14 protein-coding genes and 1 riboswitch are annotated in these 18,143 nt (G+C 65.4%); of the genes, 11 read left to right on the top strand and 3 right to left on the bottom strand.

Translation table 11 applies throughout. The features are described from left to right. Positions 1-85: 85 nt before the first annotated feature. From BSF38_RS06990 to BSF38_RS06980, 3 genes are all read right to left on the bottom strand, one after another. Positions 86-589, bottom strand: coding sequence for a hypothetical protein (locus BSF38_RS06990; RefSeq protein ID WP_076344233.1), 504 nt, complete (start codon positions 587-589; stop codon positions 86-88). Then, positions 586-1,221 (bottom strand): hypothetical protein, encoded by a 636-nt coding sequence (locus BSF38_RS06985; protein WP_076344231.1) that lies wholly within the window; start codon positions 1,219-1,221, stop codon positions 586-588. The genes BSF38_RS06990 and BSF38_RS06985 overlap by 4 nt, the downstream gene beginning before the upstream one ends. A gap of 164 nt (positions 1,222-1,385) precedes the next feature. Then, the gene (locus BSF38_RS06980) at positions 1,386-2,240 is read right to left on the bottom strand and encodes a DUF2934 domain-containing protein (protein ID WP_076344229.1); all 855 of its coding nucleotides are present in this window, start codon (positions 2,238-2,240) and stop codon (positions 1,386-1,388) included. A gap of 235 nt (positions 2,241-2,475) precedes the next feature. After that, positions 2,476-2,596: riboswitch (SAM riboswitch) on the top strand. 281 nt (positions 2,597-2,877) lie between these two features. On the opposite strand from BSF38_RS06980, the gene thrC reads away from it, so the two are divergent. The 11 genes from thrC to BSF38_RS06925 all read left to right on the top strand — a co-directional run bounded on the left by thrC (position 2,878) and on the right by BSF38_RS06925 (position 18,122). Continuing rightward, positions 2,878-4,164: a threonine synthase gene (gene thrC / locus BSF38_RS06975; protein WP_237170776.1), complete on the top strand. Its 1,287-nt coding sequence runs from the start codon at positions 2,878-2,880 to the stop codon at positions 4,162-4,164. A gap of 44 nt (positions 4,165-4,208) precedes the next feature. After that, positions 4,209-4,478: a ubiquitin-like small modifier protein 1 gene (locus BSF38_RS06970; protein WP_076344227.1), complete on the top strand. Its 270-nt coding sequence runs from the start codon at positions 4,209-4,211 to the stop codon at positions 4,476-4,478. 54 nt (positions 4,479-4,532) lie between these two features. Then, entirely contained in the window at positions 4,533-5,579 is a 1,047-nt protein-coding gene (locus BSF38_RS06965; RefSeq protein WP_076344225.1) for a ThiF family adenylyltransferase, read from the top strand. 95 nt (positions 5,580-5,674) lie between these two features. Then, the gene (locus BSF38_RS06960; RefSeq protein ID WP_076344223.1) at positions 5,675-6,829 is read left to right on the top strand and encodes an aminotransferase class V-fold PLP-dependent enzyme; all 1,155 of its coding nucleotides are present in this window, start codon (positions 5,675-5,677) and stop codon (positions 6,827-6,829) included. 148 nt (positions 6,830-6,977) lie between these two features. Further along, positions 6,978-7,361, top strand: coding sequence for a BlaI/MecI/CopY family transcriptional regulator (locus tag BSF38_RS06955; RefSeq protein WP_076344221.1), 384 nt, complete (start codon positions 6,978-6,980; stop codon positions 7,359-7,361). After that, positions 7,358-9,538, top strand: a complete 2,181-nt coding sequence (locus BSF38_RS06950) for a M56 family metallopeptidase (protein ID WP_076344219.1) — start codon at positions 7,358-7,360, stop codon at positions 9,536-9,538. The genes BSF38_RS06955 and BSF38_RS06950 overlap by 4 nt, the downstream gene beginning before the upstream one ends. Before the next feature lie 83 nt (positions 9,539-9,621). Beyond that, entirely contained in the window at positions 9,622-10,989 is a 1,368-nt protein-coding gene (locus BSF38_RS06945; protein ID WP_076344217.1) for a M56 family metallopeptidase, read from the top strand. 1,434 nt (positions 10,990-12,423) lie between these two features. Beyond that, complete coding sequence (locus BSF38_RS06940) at positions 12,424-13,632, top strand: glycosyltransferase family 2 protein (protein ID WP_168189324.1); 1,209 nt, start codon at positions 12,424-12,426, stop codon at positions 13,630-13,632. Positions 13,633-13,830: 198 nt separating this feature from the next. Next, a complete protein-coding gene (locus BSF38_RS06935) occupies positions 13,831-15,177 on the top strand; it encodes a hypothetical protein (protein ID WP_076344213.1) in 1,347 nt (448 codons plus the stop codon). Between the two features lie 31 nt (positions 15,178-15,208). Beyond that, the gene (locus BSF38_RS06930; protein ID WP_076344211.1) at positions 15,209-15,667 is read left to right on the top strand and encodes a group III truncated hemoglobin; all 459 of its coding nucleotides are present in this window, start codon (positions 15,209-15,211) and stop codon (positions 15,665-15,667) included. A gap of 187 nt (positions 15,668-15,854) precedes the next feature. Next, positions 15,855-18,122 carry a nitric-oxide reductase large subunit gene (locus BSF38_RS06925; protein ID WP_076350654.1) on the top strand — a complete coding sequence of 756 codons (2,268 nt, stop codon included), beginning with the start codon at positions 15,855-15,857 and terminating at the stop codon, positions 18,120-18,122. The last annotated feature ends 21 nt before the right edge of the window (positions 18,123-18,143 follow it).

Below are 18,143 nucleotides of genomic sequence, written 5' to 3'. Positions count from 1 at the left end.
ACTGACGATCGTCAGAGGTCGACGACATTCTACAAACGTCGTACCGCCTTCGCCAGAGAATCCCGCGCGATTCGCGGTCGTACGATCAGCGCGGTTTCTTGTCCCAACGCTCCCACAGCAGAAAGCAAGCCAGATAGAGCCGTGCGTCGTCGGTCTTCCTGATTCGCTCCCAGGCTTCGAAGGCCTGCCGCGACAAGGCGATGTAGGCCAAAACCTGCTGCCTGCGAAACGTCAGGGAGAGGTCGTAGTCTGCATCGTGGCGAGCCTGCTGGAGGGTTACGAAGGCGTTCGCCACGACCTTCAGATCGGGCGGGGTTGAGTAGCCCGAACCTATCACCGACTTGGGGAGCTTATCGTTCGCGATCTCGGAGGAGGCCTTTTTCATTTCCGCGTGGCTATACGTCCGATTGATCCGCGCTCCCAGGCCGCGCTCGTCGGCGTAGAGGGCCGATGCTTCCGACGTGAGCAAGTGGAACAGGGCGTAGTACGCCGATGAAACGGCACGGCGGAGGTTCGCCTGCTTGGGTCGTCTCGCGTCGAGTTGGGCGAGTTGATCCGCCTGATCCAGGAGATCGGCGTGGAGGCTCACGACGCCTCCACGGGTTCGGACTGTTCCGCGAGGGAGCGGAAGGAAAGGTAAGGCCATCGATCCGGCGCAATGCGTCTGGCGACGGGATCGAGCAGTTCTCGCAACTTTTGAGCAGTTTTCAGGAACTCCTCATCGGTCTTGGAGGCGTCGTCTGATAGAAACGCCCAGATCCAGAGGCCCGGGTCGCCTGTATGATCTTCACCCGTGCGGAAACGGAGGTCCGCAAGTTCACGAGGCCGATAGGGCTCGATCTCCTGCTCGATCATCTTTCCCAATCGATAAGCTTCATCATCCTCGAAGCGGTCGAATTCGAGCATCAGCACGATGTCCCGGAACAAAGGCAGAGCGTTCTCCACCACGGCTGTCGGGACGGGAACGGTCGGGTTCACAGTCCTGGCCACCTTGCGAAAATCATTCACGAGCTTCGTAAGGCGAGCGCGCTCGGCCTCGGGCAAGAAAGGGAAATCTTCTTCTTCAAATCCGTCCACCGCCCGCGGCGTCAGCCAGAGCGTCGCACTCCGAAGTCTCCTCGTAAAGTCATCCGCATCGAGTCGGGGGGCGTCGACGAACCCTTGCGGAGCGATCAGCCTGGCACCCATCCGAACGTTAGTCCAGAAGTCGTGAAGCGACATGGGATTCCCTTTCAAAGATGATGTCGACGGGATTGCCCACTCCTTTGAGTATATAGGGAGTGTCACTTCCAGGCAGTCGCAACTCCAGAAACGGTCGGGAGGCGGCGGGAGCGTTCAGGAATGAGAACGACGCCTTAATCCCGCCTCTCTAGGACCTCATACGATCACGCGAACAGCCGCATCCCGCGCTTGCGCGGGCGGTCGCCACGTTCGAGCGGTAGGAGGCGGCAGGCGGCGGATCGCATGTCGTGGCCGTGGCCGGTCGTGAACGACCGGCGGGGGAGTTTCATGCCCTCGGCCCCCTCGTGGTCCTGATCGCGCGAGCAGAGGGGCAGGGCGATCTCGACGACGTGCCGCCCCGAGACCAGCAGGAAGACGGCGTAGGGCAGGGGGGCGTCGGCGTTGGTCCGCCGCGAGAGCGAGACCCACGGCACCGCGTGCGGGACGTGCAGGCGGTAGACCAGGCAGCCCGTCCCCTCGAACAGCGAGCTGTCGAAATCGTGGTCGGGGTTGCCGATCCATTCCAGGGTGTCGGTGAAATGGCCCAGTTCGCGAACCGGGGCGATCAGGATCGCCATCCGCGCCATCGATTTGTACGCGCCGATGGGGACGCTCGTTGGGGAGGCGGATTCGTCGCCGGAGGGGGGATCGAGCGATCGCCAGAAGGCGTCGAAATCGGCGTCGATGGTCGTCGCGAACTGGTCGTGGCACTCATCGCAGATCTCGGCGGAGTAGAGCGACGTGTCGCCGACGACCCGCGGGACGATCAGCCGGGGCCCCTGAAACTTGGTCCGGGGCGCGCTCCGCTCGCAGAACCGGCAGCGCGGTTGCAGGGCCGAGCCGACCACCAGGCGCTCGGACGCGGCCAGCGGATACTCGGCGGCCGGCCGGTAGTTCTTCTGAAAAACCAGGTCCATCTCGGCGGCCGACCAATCGTCGTGGTCCGCGCCATGCGACCAGCCTCGCCGTTCCCAGCGCTCGTACGCCGCGTGCTGGATTTCATCCCGTGAAGGAAACATCGCGCGATCCCTCGACTCGGCTCGATCCGTTCCAGGCCGCCCCGAACCAGAGCGGCCCGCTCCCGACACCCTCATCTTAAACAGGTCGGCGTTCTTGAGAAAGATCGACGCTCCTGTTCCGAGAAAAGGAGGGCCGAGGCGCGGGACGTTGGACCGAAAGCCGCGGTCAACGGCGCACCTCACTTGACGCCCGTCTCAAATCGCGATTAGATTGGAGACTCATAATTCGGTGCGCATCTTATCCAGAGTGGCTGAGGGAAGGGCCCTGCGACGCCACAGCAACCGGTTCACCATCAAGGTGGATGCTGGTGCTAACTCCTGCCCCGCGCGTGTTCGTCGACCTTTCGGGTTTTGAACAAACCCCAGGTTCGCCGGGCAACGACGCAGATGGGACAGATAAGATGGTCTTCGGCGTCAGGCGCAATTAGGCCTCGACACCGAGCCCTCTCATCATCATCCCCCCTCGTTTCGCTTCGCCTGGCTCTGAGCTGCGTCCATCCGATCGTTTTGGACCTCGCGGCTCGGTGTGTCATGGAATACGAATCGCAAACGAATCCAACCTGCAACGACGTCTCACCTCGACCGACGCCGCCCCGCGCGTGTCGTCGTCCCGGGCGTCCTGCGAGTGATGGGGGTCATGCCGGTGGCTGGTGAACTGGTGACGGGTCTGAAGTGTCGTCTTTGCGGCAAGCTCTACCCCAAGGAAGCGCTCAACTTCTGCACCGACGATTTCGGTCCGCTCGAAGTCGCCTACGATTACGAGGCCGTCGGCCGCACGTTCACGCGTGAATCGATCGCGTCGCGGCCGAAGAACATGTGGCGGTATCACGAGCTGCTGCCGATCGACGGCGAGCCAACCGTGGGCAAACACGTCGGCTGCACCCCCTTGATCCGGGCTGATCGGCTCGCCAAGGCGCTCGGCGTCGCCGAGCTCTACATCAAGAACGACGCGGTCAATCATCCGTCGCTCTCGTTCAAGGACCGCGTGGTCGCCGTCGCGCTGTCGAAGGCCGTCGAGCTTGGCTTCCAGACCGTCGGCTGCGCCTCGACCGGGAACCTCGCGGGGAGCGTCGCCGCCAACGCCGCGGCGGCCGGGCTCGACGCCTACGTGCTGATCCCCGACGGCCTCGAACAGGGCAAGATCCTGGGCGCGACGATCTACGGCGCCAAGGTGATCGCCATCGAGGGCAACTACGACCACGTCAACCGGCTCTGCTCGCAGATCGCGTTCCGCTACGGCTGGGGCTTCGTCAACGTCAACCTCCGGCCGTTCTACGCCGAAGGCTCGAAGACGATGGGCTTCGAGATCGCCGAGGACCTCGGCTGGCGCGCCCCCGAGCACGTCGTCGCGCCGATGGCCGGCGGCAGTCTGATCGGCAAGCTCCACAAGGCGTTCCACGAGCTTGACCGGCTCGGCCTGATGAACGGCCCGGTCCGCACCAAGATGTTCGGCGCCCAGGCCGCCGGCTGCAATCCGATCTCGAACACGGTCAAGACCGGCGCGAACAAGGTCAAGCCGGTCCGCAACCCCGACACCATCGCCAAGAGCCTCGCCATCGGCGACCCGGCCGACGGCTTCTTCGCCTCGAAGCTGATCCGCGACACCGGCGGCTGGAGCGAGGACGTCGATGACGAGGCCATTGTCGAAGCCATGCAGCTCCTCGCCGAGACCGAGGGCGTCTGGGCCGAGACCGCCGGCGGCGTCACCGTGGCCGTCGCCCGCAAGCTGATCGAGCAAGGCAAGATCGACCGCGACGGCTCGACCGTCCTCTGCATCACCGGCAACGGCCTCAAAACCCAGGAAGCCCTGGCCGACCGCCTCGCCCGGCCCGTCGTCATCAAGCCGACGATGGAAGCGTTCGACGCCCTCGTCGAGTCGTACGGCGCGTTCGCCGAAGTTGGCGCAATCGCTGCTGGGGCTTGATCCCTCCCCCTAGAATGAACTGATTCGCAAGACAGGAACCCTCCATGCCACGCGTTCAAATTCCGACTCCGCTACGAGCCCAGACCGGCGGCAACGACGAGGTCGAAGCCGCCGGCGCGACCGTCGGCGAGGTCTTGGCCGACCTCGGCCGTCAACACCCGGCGATCCGCGAGCGGCTGTTCGACGGCGAGGAACTCCGCCGGTTCGTCAACATCTACGTCAACAACGAAGACATCCGCTACCTCGAAGACCTGGACACCGCGGTCGCCGCGACCGACCAGGTCAGCATCATCCCCGCCGTCGCCGGCGGCTGATTTCATCCCCGTTCGCATCGCACCGTCCCAGCAGACCGAACCCGGAGCCCCCGAATGACCGCCTCGTCGCCCGACCCGCTCGATCGCTACTCGCGCCAGGTCCGCTTTCCCGCCCTTGGCGAAGCCGGACAACGCGCCTTGATGAAGAGCCGGGTCACGCTCTGCGGCTGCGGCGCGCTGGGGACGGTGCTGGCGAACCACCTGGCCCGCGCCGGGGTCGGCCACCTGCGGATCATCGACCGCGACTTCATCGAGACCCACAACCTCCAGCGGCAGATCCTCTTCGACGAGCAGGACGTCGCCGACAATCTCCCCAAGGCCGAGGCCGCCGCGCGGAAGCTGCGGCTGATCAACAGCGCGATCACGATCGAGCCGGTCGTCACCGACCTCGACCACACGAACGTCAACGACCTTGTCGGCGACGCCGACCTGATCCTCGACGGCACCGACAACTTCGAGACCCGCTACCTGATCAACGACGCCGCGGTGAAGCTCAACAAGCCGTGGATCTACGGCGGCGTGATCGGCTCGGAAGGCCAGACGATGACGATCATCCCCGGCAAGACCCCTTGCCTGCGATGCGTGATCGAGACCGCGCCGCCGCCGGGCATGACTCCCACCTGCGAGACGGCCGGCGTGCTCGGCCCGGCGGTCGCCGTGATCGCCTCGTTCGAGGCCGTCGAGGCGATCAAGGTCCTGACGGGCGCCTTCGACTCGCTCAACCGCGACATCATCATGGTCGACCTCTGGGACTGGACGTTCCGCCAGCTCAAGATCGCCAACCTGCTCGGCAAGGTCGACTGTCCGTGCTGCAAGCACCGCAAGTTCGAGTGGCTTGAAGGGACGATGGGCTCGCACACGACGACCCTCTGCGGCCGGAACGCCGTGCAGATCGCCAGCCGGCGGCCCGAACCGCTGAACTTCGTCGAGATGGCCGATCGGCTCAAGGCGGTCGGCGACGTCCGGCACAACGCGTTCATGCTCCGGTTCGGCACCGAAGGCTACGAGTTCACCGTCTTCCCCGACGGCCGCGCCATCATCAAGGGGACCAACGACATCTCCAAGGCGAAGACGCTCTACGCCCAGTTCGTCGGAAGCTGATCCGCCCGTTCTTCCGCCTCCCATCCGGCCCTCGCCCCGCTCGGCCCCGCGCCTTCGCACGTCGCGGGCCGACGCCTCTGCTTCTGGAGTGGTTCATGATCTACCTCGACAACGCCGCCACGAGCTTCCCCAAGCCGGAACCCGTCTACCAGGCCCTCGACACGTTCGCCCGCACGACGCTCGCGAACCCCGGGCGGGCCGGGCACCGCATGGCGATGGCCGCCGAGAAGACGCTCGACGACGTCCGGCACGCGCTCAACCAGTTCTTCAAGGGCGCGGCGCCCGAGCGCTGGGTCTTCACGCTCAACTGCTCCGACGCCCTTAACATGGCGATCAAGGGCGTGATCAACGACGGCGACCACGTCGTCACGACCGACCTCGAACACAACTCCATCAGCCGACCGCTCCGCGCCCTCGAAAAGGCCGGGACGATCACCCTGACGCGGATCAAGTCGCACGAAGGCTACGTCACCGCCGCCGACGTCAAGGCCGCGCTCACCCCCAAGACGACGCTCGTCGCGATGACCCACGCGTCGAACGTCCTGGGGACGGTCCAACCGATCGAGGCCATTGCACCGATCGTCCGCGAGTCGGGTGCGCTGTTCCTGGTCGACGTCGCGCAGTCGGCCGGCGTCGTGCCGATCGACCTGAAGGCGACGGCGATCGACATGCTCGCGTTCCCCGGCCACAAGGCGCTTTACGGCCCGACCGGCACCGGCTCGCTGTACGTCGGTCCCCGGACCGACGGCCGCATCCGGGCCTGGCGCGAAGGGGGCACCGGCGGCGACTCGTCGAGCGAGACCCAGCCGTCGATCCTCCCCTACTTCCTCGAAGGGGGCACGCCCAACGTGCTGGGACTCGCGGGGTTGCTCGCCGGCGTCAGATGGGTGGCCGAGCGCGGCCCCGACGCCCTCCGGAAGCACGAAGTCGACCTGCTTCAGCGCGTCGTCGACTGGGCCGAGACGTCCGACGCCTGGCGGATCGCCGGCCGCTGGGAGCCGTCGACCCACGTCGGCGCGCTTTCCCTCTTCGTCCCCGAATCGCTGACCCCGCAAGACCTGGCCTCGATCCTCGACGTCACGTTCGACATCGCCGTCCGCCCGGGCCTCCACTGCGCCCCCTACATCCACCGCACCATCGGCTCGTTCCCCGACGGCACCCTCCGGCTCTCCACCGGCCCGTTCACCACCGAGGAAGAGATCACCCGATTCCTCGAAGCCCTCACCGAGATCACCGCCGGCGTGCTCTGAGCGCTCGCCCAGAAACTCAAGTCGAATGAAAGACAGGGGGCTCCGGCTCCCTGTTTTCATTTTCGGTCTTGATCGCCCCGGCCGATCCGTTAGATTCGGCAAACCAAATTTGGGAAACCAAATCCAACAGGCCAGGGGAGGGCAAGTCATGGGACGACCGCCGGCGAAGGATCTGACGGAGCGGGAGCTGGAGGTGATGCACGTGTTCTGGTCGCGGGGCGAGGCGACGGCCGCCGAGACGCGCGACCGGCTGGAGGCGTCGGGCCTGGATCGGACGTATACGACGATCGCCAACCTCGTGCGAGGGCTTCAGGAGAAAGGGTTCTTGCAGCAGGTCAACGACGAGCGGCCGTTCGTGTACCGCGCGGCGCGGTCGTACGAGGACGTATCGGGGCGGCTGCTGGGCGACCTGGTTCACCGGGTGTTTCGTGGGTCTCGGGCGCAATTGCTTTGCCGCCTGGTCGATGAGCGTAAGTTGTCGGCCGAGGAGAGGGCCGTGCTCGAACGGATTCTGGAGGGGCAGGACCAATGAACGACCTGGGAATCGCCCTCGCGTGGCTCGCCGTACAGGTCACGCTTGTCCTTGTTCCGGCCCTGGCCCTGCACGCCTTCGCCTCGCGGCGCGGGCCGGCTGCGGGAGCATGGGTCGCGGCCTTGAGCCTCGGACTGATCGCCGCCCTCTGCGTCGTCGAGCTGACGGCGCGGCCCGGGCGTCAGATCGAGGCCCCCACGAAAACGACGGCGTCCACCATCCCAAGCCGTACGGCTGCGACCTCGCCCGAGCCTCCGCTTGGGGCGGCCGGTCTTGATCGCCCGAGCCCGACGGCCGGTCTGGGCTGGGAGTTCTCGGGCTTGCGGCTCGCCTGGGATCGGATCGAGCGCGGCGCGGCCGAACCGGCGGCGCGGGTACGGCCCTGGGGAGGCGTCGTGGCGCTCGTCGCGCTCGGCGGGATGGCCTTCGGCCTGGTCCGGCTGCTGACCGGCCTGTGGGCGGTCGGCGTCTACCGACGGCGCGGGAGGATCATCAACGACCCGGCGATGAACGAACTGCTCGACGCGTTACGGATCGAAATGGGTTGCGTGCGGACCGTCGAACTGCGCGAGACGGCCGAACTGACGACCGCCGCCACGGCGGGCTGGCGCCGGCCGGTGCTGCTGCTGCCGGACGACTGGCGGTCGTGGACGTCCGACGAGCGCCGCGCGGTCCTCGCGCACGAGCTGGCCCACGTCGTTCGCGGCGACTACGCGGCGGGCCTCGTCGCCCGGGTCGCCTTGGTCCTGAATTCCTATCACCCGCTGGTCTACTGGCTCGCCGGTCGGCTCCAGCTCCAGCAAGAGCAGGCGGCCGACGCCCTGGGAGCGCGGTTCGCCGGCGGGCGGGCCGCCTATCTGACGGCTCTGGCCCGCATGGCGTTGAAGCAGGATGGACGGTCCCCGCGATGGCCGGCGAGGGAGTTCCTCGCCGATCGCGGGACCCTGATCAGGAGGATCGCAATGCTGCGTGATCAGAGCGAAACCGGAAACTTCGATCGACCGTCTTCGAAGACATGGCGCTTGCTGGCGTCGGTCACTCTCCTCGGCATGACTGTGGGCGTCGCGATGCTTCACGGCCCGGCCAACGCCGCCGATGAGAAGGCATCCACCGTCGAAACTGCTAAACCAGCGGCGCAGTCGGCGAACGCCCCTATCGTGCCGCCCTACGTCCCCGACGGCGTCGCCGGCCTTGTCGCTTTCCGGCCCGCCGCCGTGTGTCGCCGCTCGGGCATGGGCGAAGGTTTTAGGTTCATTCTCTCCGAGGTCATCGGGGGCGACCTCTCGCAACTCAGCAAGAAGTTCAAGGTCGACATGTCCAGACCGGGCTTCCTCAAGCTCGGCTTCGAGGACGTCGAGTGGGCGACCTGCGGAATCCGTTTCGGTCGTGCAAGAAACGCCGAGCGCGACAACCTTCACTCCATCGCTTTCGTCGGCCTTACCGTCCACACGTTCGCCCCGTTCGACTGGCCGGGGTTCCTCCGCCAGTGGGGTATCGAATTGGCCGAGGTTCACGAAGGCGGGCGTATCTATTACCAGATCAAGGGGCCGATACAGCCGATGATTGGCCCCCATCCCTGCGCTTACCTTCTCGATGACCGGACCATCGTGTTGGACGAAGAAGCGGGGATTCGCTCACTCATCAGCCGTAAGACTCCATTGCAACCAGCCTATGTGCGCACCCCCGAATGGAATCGAGCCAGCCGCGGCCTGCTCGCCGTCGCCATGGATAACCAGAACGCGACGTTCACCAAGCAGTACGACTTGGGACGGCCCGACGACGCGATCGTATTGTCGCTGTTCAAGGGTGTCGAGTACTGGACGCTCGGAGTCGAAGACGCCGATTCCATCGCGATGCACCTCGCTGCCGCCTGTAAGTCCCAAGATGCGAGCGAGGCGATCGCCCTCGCGCTCGATCCGCTCTTGAAACTGGCCCGAGACGCGGTCGACCAGGCCGACCCCACGGTGACGTCCGGGCAGGTTGAAAAACTCACGCACCGCATGCTCAAGAGACTCCTGTCGAACCTCCGCGTCCAGCACACGGACCGTTCGGTCGACCTCCAGGCCGAGGGCTTCGGGACGATCGCCGACTACATCGCGATCATCGAAGCCGAAGTCGCGGAAGGGCGGTCTCATGAACAAGCCGCTGCGGCCAAGTCCAAAAGCACGACGAGGTAAGACGGGCTTGCCGTTGAGTCGAAGACGGGCGAGGGTCGCTTGCTCTCGCCCGTCCTCGAACCGGTTTCGGAGGGCAAGGTCCAATGAACGAGCTGGGAATCACCTTCGTGTGGCTCGCCGTGCAGGTCACGCTCGTACTCGCGCCGGCCTTGGGCTTGCTCGCCCTGGCCTCGCGGCGTAGCCCGGCGTCGGGCGCATGGATCTCGACCTTGAGCCTCGGACTGATAGTCGTCCTGAGCGTCGTGGGACTCGCCGTCGGTCCCGGACGCGAAGCCAAAAGTCCCATGAAGCAAGCCGCGCCCAACGAGTTGGTACGGTTGGACGCGGCCTGGTCTGTTCCTCCGCTCATCGCGGCAAATCCCGATCGCCCGGCCCTGGCGGTCGGCCTGGGCTGGCAGTTCAGAGGGCTACGCCTGGCCTGGGCTAGGCTCGAGGGCGGCGCGGCCGAGCTAGCGGCGCGGGTCCGTCCCTGGGGAAGCCTCGTCGCGGTTTTCACCCTGGGCGGGATGGGCTTCAGCCTGGTCCGACTGCTCACCGGCCTCTGGGCGATCCGAGCCTACCGCCGGCGCGGGAGTGTGGTCGACGACGCGGAGATGACGGGATTGCTCGGCCAGTTGCGCGACGAGATGGGTTGCGTGCGGACCGTCGAGCTTCGCCAGGTGGACGACCTGACGACGCCGGCGACGGCGGGTTGGCGACAGCCGGTCTTGTTGTTGCCGGACGACTGGCGGTCGTGGAAACCCGACGAGCGCCGCGCGGTGCTCGCGCATGAGCTGGCCCACGTCGTTCGCGGCGACTATGCGACGGGCCTGGTCGCTCGGATCGCACTCGTGCTGAACACGTATCACCCGTTGGTGCGCTGGATGGCCGGACGGCTCCAGCTCCAGCAGGAACAGGCGGCCGACGCTCTGGCGGCGCGATTCGTCGGAGGGCCCGCGAGTTACCTGGTGATCCTGGCGCGGCTGGCGTTGCAGCAGAATGGACGGTCCCCACGATGGCCGGCGAGGGAGTTCCTCGCGGATCGTGGGACTTTGCTCAGGAGGATCGCAATGCTGCGTGATCAAAGCGAAACGGGAAGCTTCGGACGACGTTCGCCTGGCGCCTCGCGACCTTTCGCGTCGCTCGCCCTCGTCGGTCTGACGATCGGTGTCGCCACGCTTCGCGGCCCGGCTCGCGCCGCCGAGGACGACGCGCCCGCCGCCGCCACTTCGGCGAAAACGACGGCTCAGGCTGTGCGCGAACCCTTCGTGACGCTCGACCTCATCAACAACCAGGAAGCCGAGCGGACCTACAAGATCGGCGCGTACTACAAGAAGGTCAACAAAGTCGCCAGCGCCGAATTCCACTTCGGCAAGATCCCCCAGCGATGGCCCAACAGCCCCTGGGCCGACAAAGCCAGGATCGAGCTGGCCCAGCTCGCCAGGATGTCCCGCAAATCCGTCCTTCCCTGAAACCGAGTTCGTTATGGAAAGTGAAAGGTTCAGACGGCTCGCGCCGGCCGCGACGAGGCGTGTTCGCGACAGCCCGGCACGACCAAGAAACTCCACTGGAAGCGGTCCCCGCGTGCTGCGTCGGATCTCCCATGTTCCGGTCGCCGTTTCAGAGCGGATGCAGAGCAAGCGGCCATGGGCCCAGATCAACGACTTGTAAGGGGAGATCGACCACCGTCCAGTCGCGCGATCCTCCATGAAATCGTACTGCCCAACGTAACGGATGGGTGGGTGCCGCAGGTCGCGCCGGACGTCCACACGGTAATGCTCAAGGATGTGTTCCGCCATCGTCGCCCCGCCGGCGACATGATAGATCGGCATCCGTTTGAGAAACGAAATCCGATCGCCTCGGATTCGCCCGCGAATCCGGCCCTTCTCCGAAATCCCCCCTCGGGATGCATCATCCTGGACCTTGCCGCGAAATCGACCGAACCAGCCCTTGGTCAACGACATCTCAAACGGAACGCCTTCCGGCGGATAGAGGTCGTTCACCAGGTCGTAAAATTACCGACCACTCCATTCACCCTCGACGTTCCAAGCGCCCATACCCCTGCCTCCCTGCTAGCGGACGACGCCTTGTGTGGTGCGTCGAAGAACCGACCCATTAGCGACGTCGTACTTCGAGTTCACGAGCCCTTCCGGATGCGATGGTCCGGCCGGCGTGCGGCGTCCATTATTCGCCACGAGACCACGTTCGAACCAGGGTCCACGTCGTATCCTCAAAGATAGCAGCGCCCTCGGTGCGCGCGCGACTTGGCAATTCGGACTCGGACGAAACGGAGCCGCTTCGATCCCGCCAGGGGAGAGACACGTTCCGTGAGCATCGAAAAACGCGCGAACAAAGCCAATGGTCGTCGTACGCATCCCCTCCTCGGAGGGCGCGAGAGCAGGTTGAACGAAGACGCCCCCGTCCAGTGGGAACGCCCCGATGAGACGACCACCTTGAGCGTGGCCCACCCGTTTCCTGGACGATCGAAGCCAATATTGGATTCCGCATGTAAAACCCATCCACAACAGAAGTTAGAAACACCAGAAACCAGAATCCGCCGGCGCGAACGAACCCAATTCCCGGCCGCGCCGTCGCCTTCCGACGGTCGGCCAGGCAGCCCTGGAAATCGGACGGATCGAAGTGGATACGGGGGAGTCTGTAGCCGGAATAAGCACGCCGAATCGGCGCGAACGAACCCAAACTCAGCGAGCACCAGTTCACCGCTCGTGTAGGGGAAGCTCGGGCCAACGGACGGGAGTCCCGGTGGGTCGCGGGTCTTGCCGACCTATCGCGGGGGCCCGGCGTCCCGTTAAAATTGGCCGACCTCGGGTTGAGTCGGCGCGCGGCGTCCTCGCGGTATTTGGCATCCGATTGATAGGAATGTACTGATTATGACAGCCGCCGGCTTGGTAGCAATTCTTGTGGTCGGCCTGAACCTGATCGCCCTGCCGTTCCTGGCGATGCTCCTACTTACAGCGCTTGCGGCGGTTTTTTCGCCCCGGCGGACCGTGACTCCGGAGGTCCCGACGTCGAAGTTCCTGATCGTGATCCCGGCGCATGACGAGGCCGTCGGGATCGCCCAGACAGTCCAGAGCTGCCGGGCTCAGGAGTACCCCGCCGACCAGTTCCAGGTGCTGGTGATCGCCGACAACTGCACCGACGACACCGCCGGCATCGCCGCTCGCGAGGGAGCCGAAGTCGTCGTCCGCCACGATCCGGTCAAGAAGACGAAGGGCTACGCCCTGGAATACCTGATCGAACGATTGCAGGAGTCGGGCCGGTTCGATCGGCTCGACGCGATCGTGATCGTCGACGCCGACACGATCACCTCGCCCGACCTGCTGCGGAAGTTCGACGCCCTGGTCCGCGAGGGCCACGACTGGATTCAGTGCTACTACACCGTCGCCAACCCCGACGCCTCGTGGCGGACCCGGCTGATGACTTTCGCCTTCAGCCTGGTCAACGGCGTGGGCCCGCTCGGGTTGTATCGCCTGGGGCTCAGCTCGCCGCTCAACGGCAACGGCATGTGCTTCACGACCCGGGGCCTGCGGCGAGTCCCCTGGAAGAGCTACGGGCTGGTCGAGGACTACGAATTCTCGTGGGTCGTCCGAACGGCCGGCGAGCGGATCGCGTTTCTTCCCGATGCGACCGTCAAGGCCACGATGCTCGAAGGGGGAGGCGAGGCGGCGGCCAACCAACGCAGGCGCTGGGAGTTCGGCCGAAAGGAAGTCAAGAAGCGGCTGTTCGGGCCGGTCCTTCGTTGCAATCGGATGAACCTGTTCGAGCGGTTCGCGTCGGCCGTGGAGCTGAAGACCCCCCCGATGATGAAGCTCCTTGGGCTGTTCGTGATCCTCGCCATACTGAACCTCGCGGTCGTTTTCCTGCATCCCGAGCCGTTTTCCAGCCCGGTCCCACTGGCTCTGCTTGGTTCAAGCCTGCTGATGATCGTCGCGGTCGGCGGCTACGCGCTCAGCCCGTTCTTGGTCTTCGGCCTTCCCGCAAGCTATCTCCTGACCCTGGCCTACGTCCCCGTCTACGCCCTCTGGAAGATCTCGGTCCGGCTCGGAGGCAAGCCGACGCAGTGGGTCCGCACCGCGCGATCAACGGGGCGCTGAGGGTTCCCGATCCCTCGTCCTCCTGCGCTTTGTTGATCTCACGCATAAAGTCCGCCGGCCCGTTGACAAACGGCCGGGCCGCGATAACATGCATATAGAATGCACATTAAAATCGCCCCTGGCGGCGGGCATTCGAGCGCGGCCCCGACCACCCACGGTCGGGTCGCGAGACCTTGAACGCATAAGCGAGGCAGATCGATGACAGGCGGTCACTCCCTTTCGGTTCACGGAGTCGCGGCTTCCCGACGGGGGCTGGGGCTTGGCGTCGTCCTGATCGGATTCACCGCGTTCGCCGCCGGGACGGCGACGGGGCAGGAGATCGAGCGCGCTCCGATCCATTATAGCGAGGCGACTCCGAAGAACGCGGTGACGGACCTTAAAGAGAGGCTCGCCGCGGGAACGGCGCGGCTTGAATACGAGCCGGAGCACGGCTACCTGCGATCGCTGCTCCGCGCCCTGGACATCTCCGAGTCGTCGCAGGTCCTGGTGTTCTCGAAGACGAGTCTCCAGCGCGAGCGTATCTCTCCCAAGACGCCGCGCGCGGTCTACTTCAACGACGACGTGATGGTCGGCTTCTGCCTTCGGGGCCGGGTGATCGAGATCTCGGCGGTCGACGACGTCATCGGCACGGCGTTCTACACGATCGACCAGACCGACGAGGAGAAGCCCGCGCCGCAGCGGCAGACGGAAGCGTGCCTGCTCTGTCACAGTTCGTCGGCCAATCGGGGGATGCCGGGCCACCTCGTCCGTTCCCTGTTCGTCGACGGCCGCGGCGATCCCTTGCTGTCCAGCGGTTCGTTCCGCACCGATCACAGCAGCCCGCTCGCCGAGCGCTGGGGGGGGTGGTACGTGACCGGCACGAGCGGCAAGCAGAAGCATATGGGCAACATGATCACTCGGGGGGCGAAGCGGCCCGAGGAAATCGACAACACCAAAGGCGTGAACGTGGTCGACCTCAAGGATCGGCTGACGATCTCGTTCTACCCGACGCCGCACAGCGACATCGTCGCCCTGATGGTGCTGGAGCACCAGACGGGGATGCTCAACCGGCTGGCCCGCGCCGGGCTGGAAACGCGGATGGCGCTGCACTACGAGCGCGAGATGAACAAGGCGCTCGACCGCCCGGCCGATGAACCGTCCGACAGCGCGCGGTCGCGGATTCGAGGCGTCGGCGAGGACGTCGTGCAGTACATGCTGCTCCGCGACGAGATCCAGTTGACCGATCGCATCGAAGGCACGTCGACGTTCGCGGCCGACTTCGCCGCGCGAGGGCCCAAGGACTCGAAGGGCCGATCACTCCGCGACCTCGACCTCCAGACCCGGCTGTTCCGCCACCCGTGCAGCTACCTGATCTACACCCGGGCCTTCAATTCGCTCCCCGGTGAAGTGAAGGACTACGTCTACCGGCGTTTGTGGGACATCCTCAACGGTCGTGGGAACGGCAAAGACGACCCTCAACTCGCCTCGGCCGACCGCGAGGCGATTCTCGAGATCCTCCGCGAGACCAAGCCGGACCTGCCGGACTACTGGAAAGCGTCGCGCTGAACATCGCAACGTTTGGAATAAGGATCAACGCATGGAATCCTCATCGAGTTCTCGTGATGCGGTCGGCTCGCCCCCGACGCGTTCCTACGGTCTGCCGATGACCGAAGGGGTCGGCGTCCCGCACGCCGACGCTCACGAGATCACCGTGGAACTGATCCGCGACGTGGTGGTGGAGTTCTACCAGCGGGCGCGGCTGGATGAGAAGCTGGGACCGGTGTTCGATCGCTACGTCCACGACTGGGACGTCCACCTGGGCCGGATGACCGACTTCTGGGCGGCGGCGCTTCTGAGGTCGGGGCGTTATTCGGGGCGACCGGTCGAGCGGCACCGCCCGATCGAGGAGCTCAGCGGCGATCATTTCCGCCGCTGGGTTGACCTGTTCGAGGCCACGGTGCGCGACCTGTGCACGCCCCGGCAGGCCGATGCGTTCGTCCTCCGCGCCCTGCGGATGCGGGAAGGCATGACGAAAGTCTTGAGGCTCGACGACTAAGTTGAATCCACAGCGAATCAGGTACACCCGCAAGTCGGGCCCGCTACCGGTACGCGCATCACCTGAGAGACGAGGAAAGATGAACGGTGTGAACGACGTATTTCCAACAAGCGCGGACGATCCCCCCCACCTGGAGGTTCACCCGCCCGTCAAGTATACAGGGCTATGGCTCCTCCTGGCGGCGGTGATGGTGCCGTCGTTTGCGGTACTCGGCTACTACGGCGGCGAAGTCTACCGGATGGCCCCGCCGATCCCGCGGCGCGTGGTCACGACGGAAGGCAAGGTGCTGTTCACGGGCCAGGACGTCAAGGACGGCCAAAACGTCTGGCAGTCGATGGGCGGTCAGCAGGTCGGCTCGGTATGGGGCCACGGGGCGTACGTCGCCCCCGACTGGTCGGCCGACTGGCTTCACCGCGAGGCGATCTGGCTGCTCGACCACTGGGCCCATCAAGACCACGCCCAACTCTACGCCGCGCTTCCGCCCGAGCAGCAGGCGGGGCTGAAGGCGCGTCTGAAGGCCGAGCTTCGCACCAACACTTATAACGCCGAGACGGGCGACTTGGTGATCTCGCCGCTGCGGGCCCAGGCGATCGGCGTGCTCAGCGAGCACTACGCCTCGATCTTCGGCGACGATCCCGCGGTCGACGAGCTGCGCGACGCCTACGCGATCCCCGCGAACGCGATCCGCGACCCGGCGCGGATGGCGCAGATGAACGACTTCTTCTTCTGGTCGTCGTGGGTCTGCTCGACCGAACGTCCGGGCCAGGCGATCACCTACACCAACAACTGGCCGTCCGAGACGCTCATCGACAACCGGCCGGCCGCCACGCTGCTCGTCTGGTCGTTGATCAGTTTCATAGTCTTGCTGGCGGGGATCGGCTTGCTGGCCCTGTACTTCGCCATCCAGCAGGGCAAGCGGGACGATAGCCACGAGCTGCCGGAAGTCGACCCGCTCCTGGCCCTGCGGCCGACTCCCTCTATGAGGGCGACCTTGAAATACTTCTGGGTCGTGATGGCGCTGATCATCGCGCAGATCGGATTCGGCGTCCTGACGGCCCACTACGGCGTCGAGGGCTCGGGTTTCTACGGCATCCCCCTGGCGAAATGGCTGCCGTACGCGGTGACCCGCACCTGGCATACGCAGTTGGCCATCTTCTGGATCGCCACCGCCTGGCTGGCCACCGGCCTGTTCATGGCGCCGGCGGTCTCGGGATACGAGCCGAAGTTCCAGCGGCTGGGGGTCAACTTTCTGTTCGTCTGCCTGCTGATCATCGTCGTGGGCTCGATGGCGGGGCAATGGTTCGCCGTCCAGCAACGGCTCGGCAACACGGTGAACTTCTGGTTCGGACACCAGGGATACGAGTACGTCGACCTCGGGCGGTTCTGGCAGGCGTTCCTGACCGTCGGCCTGTTCTTGTGGCTGATGCTGATGGTCCGCGCGATGTGGCCCGCGTTCCGGTCCGGAGAGAACCGCCACCTGCTGGCGCTGTTCTTGCTGGCCTCGGCGGCCATCCCGTTGTTTTACGTCCCCGGGTTGTTCTGGCACCGACAGTCGAACCTGGCGGTCGCCGAATACTGGCGATGGTGGGTGGTCCACCTGTGGGTCGAAGGCTTCTTCGAGGTCTTCGCGACCGTCGTGATCGCGTTCCTGTTCACCCGAATGGGGCTGCTCCGCACGGCCACGGCCACCGCCGCGGTCCTGTTCTCGACGAGCGTCTTCTTGCTCGGCGGCATCCTCGGCACGTTCCACCACATCTACTTCGCCGGCACCCCGACGGGCATCCTGGCGTTGGGTGCGACGTTCAGCTCGCTGGAGGTGGTGCCGTTGGTCTTGATCGGCTTCGAAGCGTATGAAAACCTGACGATGAGTCGGGCTCGCCCCTGGATCGGCGGCTACAAGTGGCCGATCTACTTCTTCGTCGGAGTTGCGTTCTGGAACCTCGTCGGCGCCGGGCTGTTCGGATTCCTGATCAATCCGCCGATCGCGCTCTACTACATGCAAGGGCTGAACACGACGGCCGTTCACGGCCACACGGCGCTCTTCGGCGTCTACGGCATGCTCGGCATCGGCCTGATGCTCTTCTGCCTGAAGGGGCTGGCGACGCACCACGTCTGGAGGACCGGAGTGCTTTCGTTCGCGTTCTGGACGATCAACCTCGGCCTCGCCTTGATGGTGGTGCTCAGCCTGCTGCCGGTGGGGCTGTTGCAGACCTGGGCCAGCGTCGAGACCGGCACTTGGTACGCCCGGTCGGCTGAATTCATGCAGACGCCGACGATGCACACGCTCCGCTGGATGCGGGCCATCGGCGATACGATCTTCGCCATCGGAATGTTCGCGTTGGGTTGGTTCGTCCTGGGTCTGAAGACCGGCTGGTCGATCCGGTCCGAGGAAGACCCCACGCTTGAGCCCTTGCTGCCGACCGCGGCGAAGCCGGAGTTCGGGTCGGCCCGCTAACGGCCGACGGCCGAGTCGTGG

The sequence above is a fragment of the Paludisphaera borealis genome (genome assembly GCF_001956985.1).
GTDB classification, from domain to species: domain Bacteria; phylum Planctomycetota; class Planctomycetia; order Isosphaerales; family Isosphaeraceae; genus Paludisphaera; species Paludisphaera borealis.
Note: the sequence above shows the minus strand (reverse complement) of the source record. Positions and strands in the feature narration are given on the sequence as shown.

What these genes read in the sequence shown, in the direction of transcription:
- BSF38_RS06985 (WP_076344231.1), bottom strand. Translation starts at nt 1,221, where the DNA reads ATGTCGCTTCACGACTTCTGGACTAACGTTCGGATGGGTGCCAGGCTG.
- BSF38_RS06980 (WP_076344229.1), bottom strand. Translation starts at nt 2,240, where the DNA reads ATGTTTCCTTCACGGGATGAAATCCAGCACGCGGCGTACGAGCGCTGG.
- thrC (WP_237170776.1), top strand. Translation starts at nt 2,878, where the DNA reads ATGCCGGTGGCTGGTGAACTGGTGACGGGTCTGAAGTGTCGTCTTTGC.
- BSF38_RS06970 (WP_076344227.1), top strand. Translation starts at nt 4,209, where the DNA reads ATGCCACGCGTTCAAATTCCGACTCCGCTACGAGCCCAGACCGGCGGC.
- BSF38_RS06965 (WP_076344225.1), top strand. Translation starts at nt 4,533, where the DNA reads ATGACCGCCTCGTCGCCCGACCCGCTCGATCGCTACTCGCGCCAGGTC.
- BSF38_RS06960 (WP_076344223.1), top strand. Translation starts at nt 5,675, where the DNA reads ATGATCTACCTCGACAACGCCGCCACGAGCTTCCCCAAGCCGGAACCC.
- BSF38_RS06955 (WP_076344221.1), top strand. Translation starts at nt 6,978, where the DNA reads ATGGGACGACCGCCGGCGAAGGATCTGACGGAGCGGGAGCTGGAGGTG.
- BSF38_RS06950 (WP_076344219.1), top strand. Translation starts at nt 7,358, where the DNA reads ATGAACGACCTGGGAATCGCCCTCGCGTGGCTCGCCGTACAGGTCACG.
- BSF38_RS06945 (WP_076344217.1), top strand. Translation starts at nt 9,622, where the DNA reads ATGAACGAGCTGGGAATCACCTTCGTGTGGCTCGCCGTGCAGGTCACG.
- BSF38_RS06935 (WP_076344213.1), top strand. Translation starts at nt 13,831, where the DNA reads ATGACAGGCGGTCACTCCCTTTCGGTTCACGGAGTCGCGGCTTCCCGA.
- BSF38_RS06930 (WP_076344211.1), top strand. Translation starts at nt 15,209, where the DNA reads ATGGAATCCTCATCGAGTTCTCGTGATGCGGTCGGCTCGCCCCCGACG.
- BSF38_RS06925 (WP_076350654.1), top strand. Translation starts at nt 15,855, where the DNA reads ATGGTGCCGTCGTTTGCGGTACTCGGCTACTACGGCGGCGAAGTCTAC.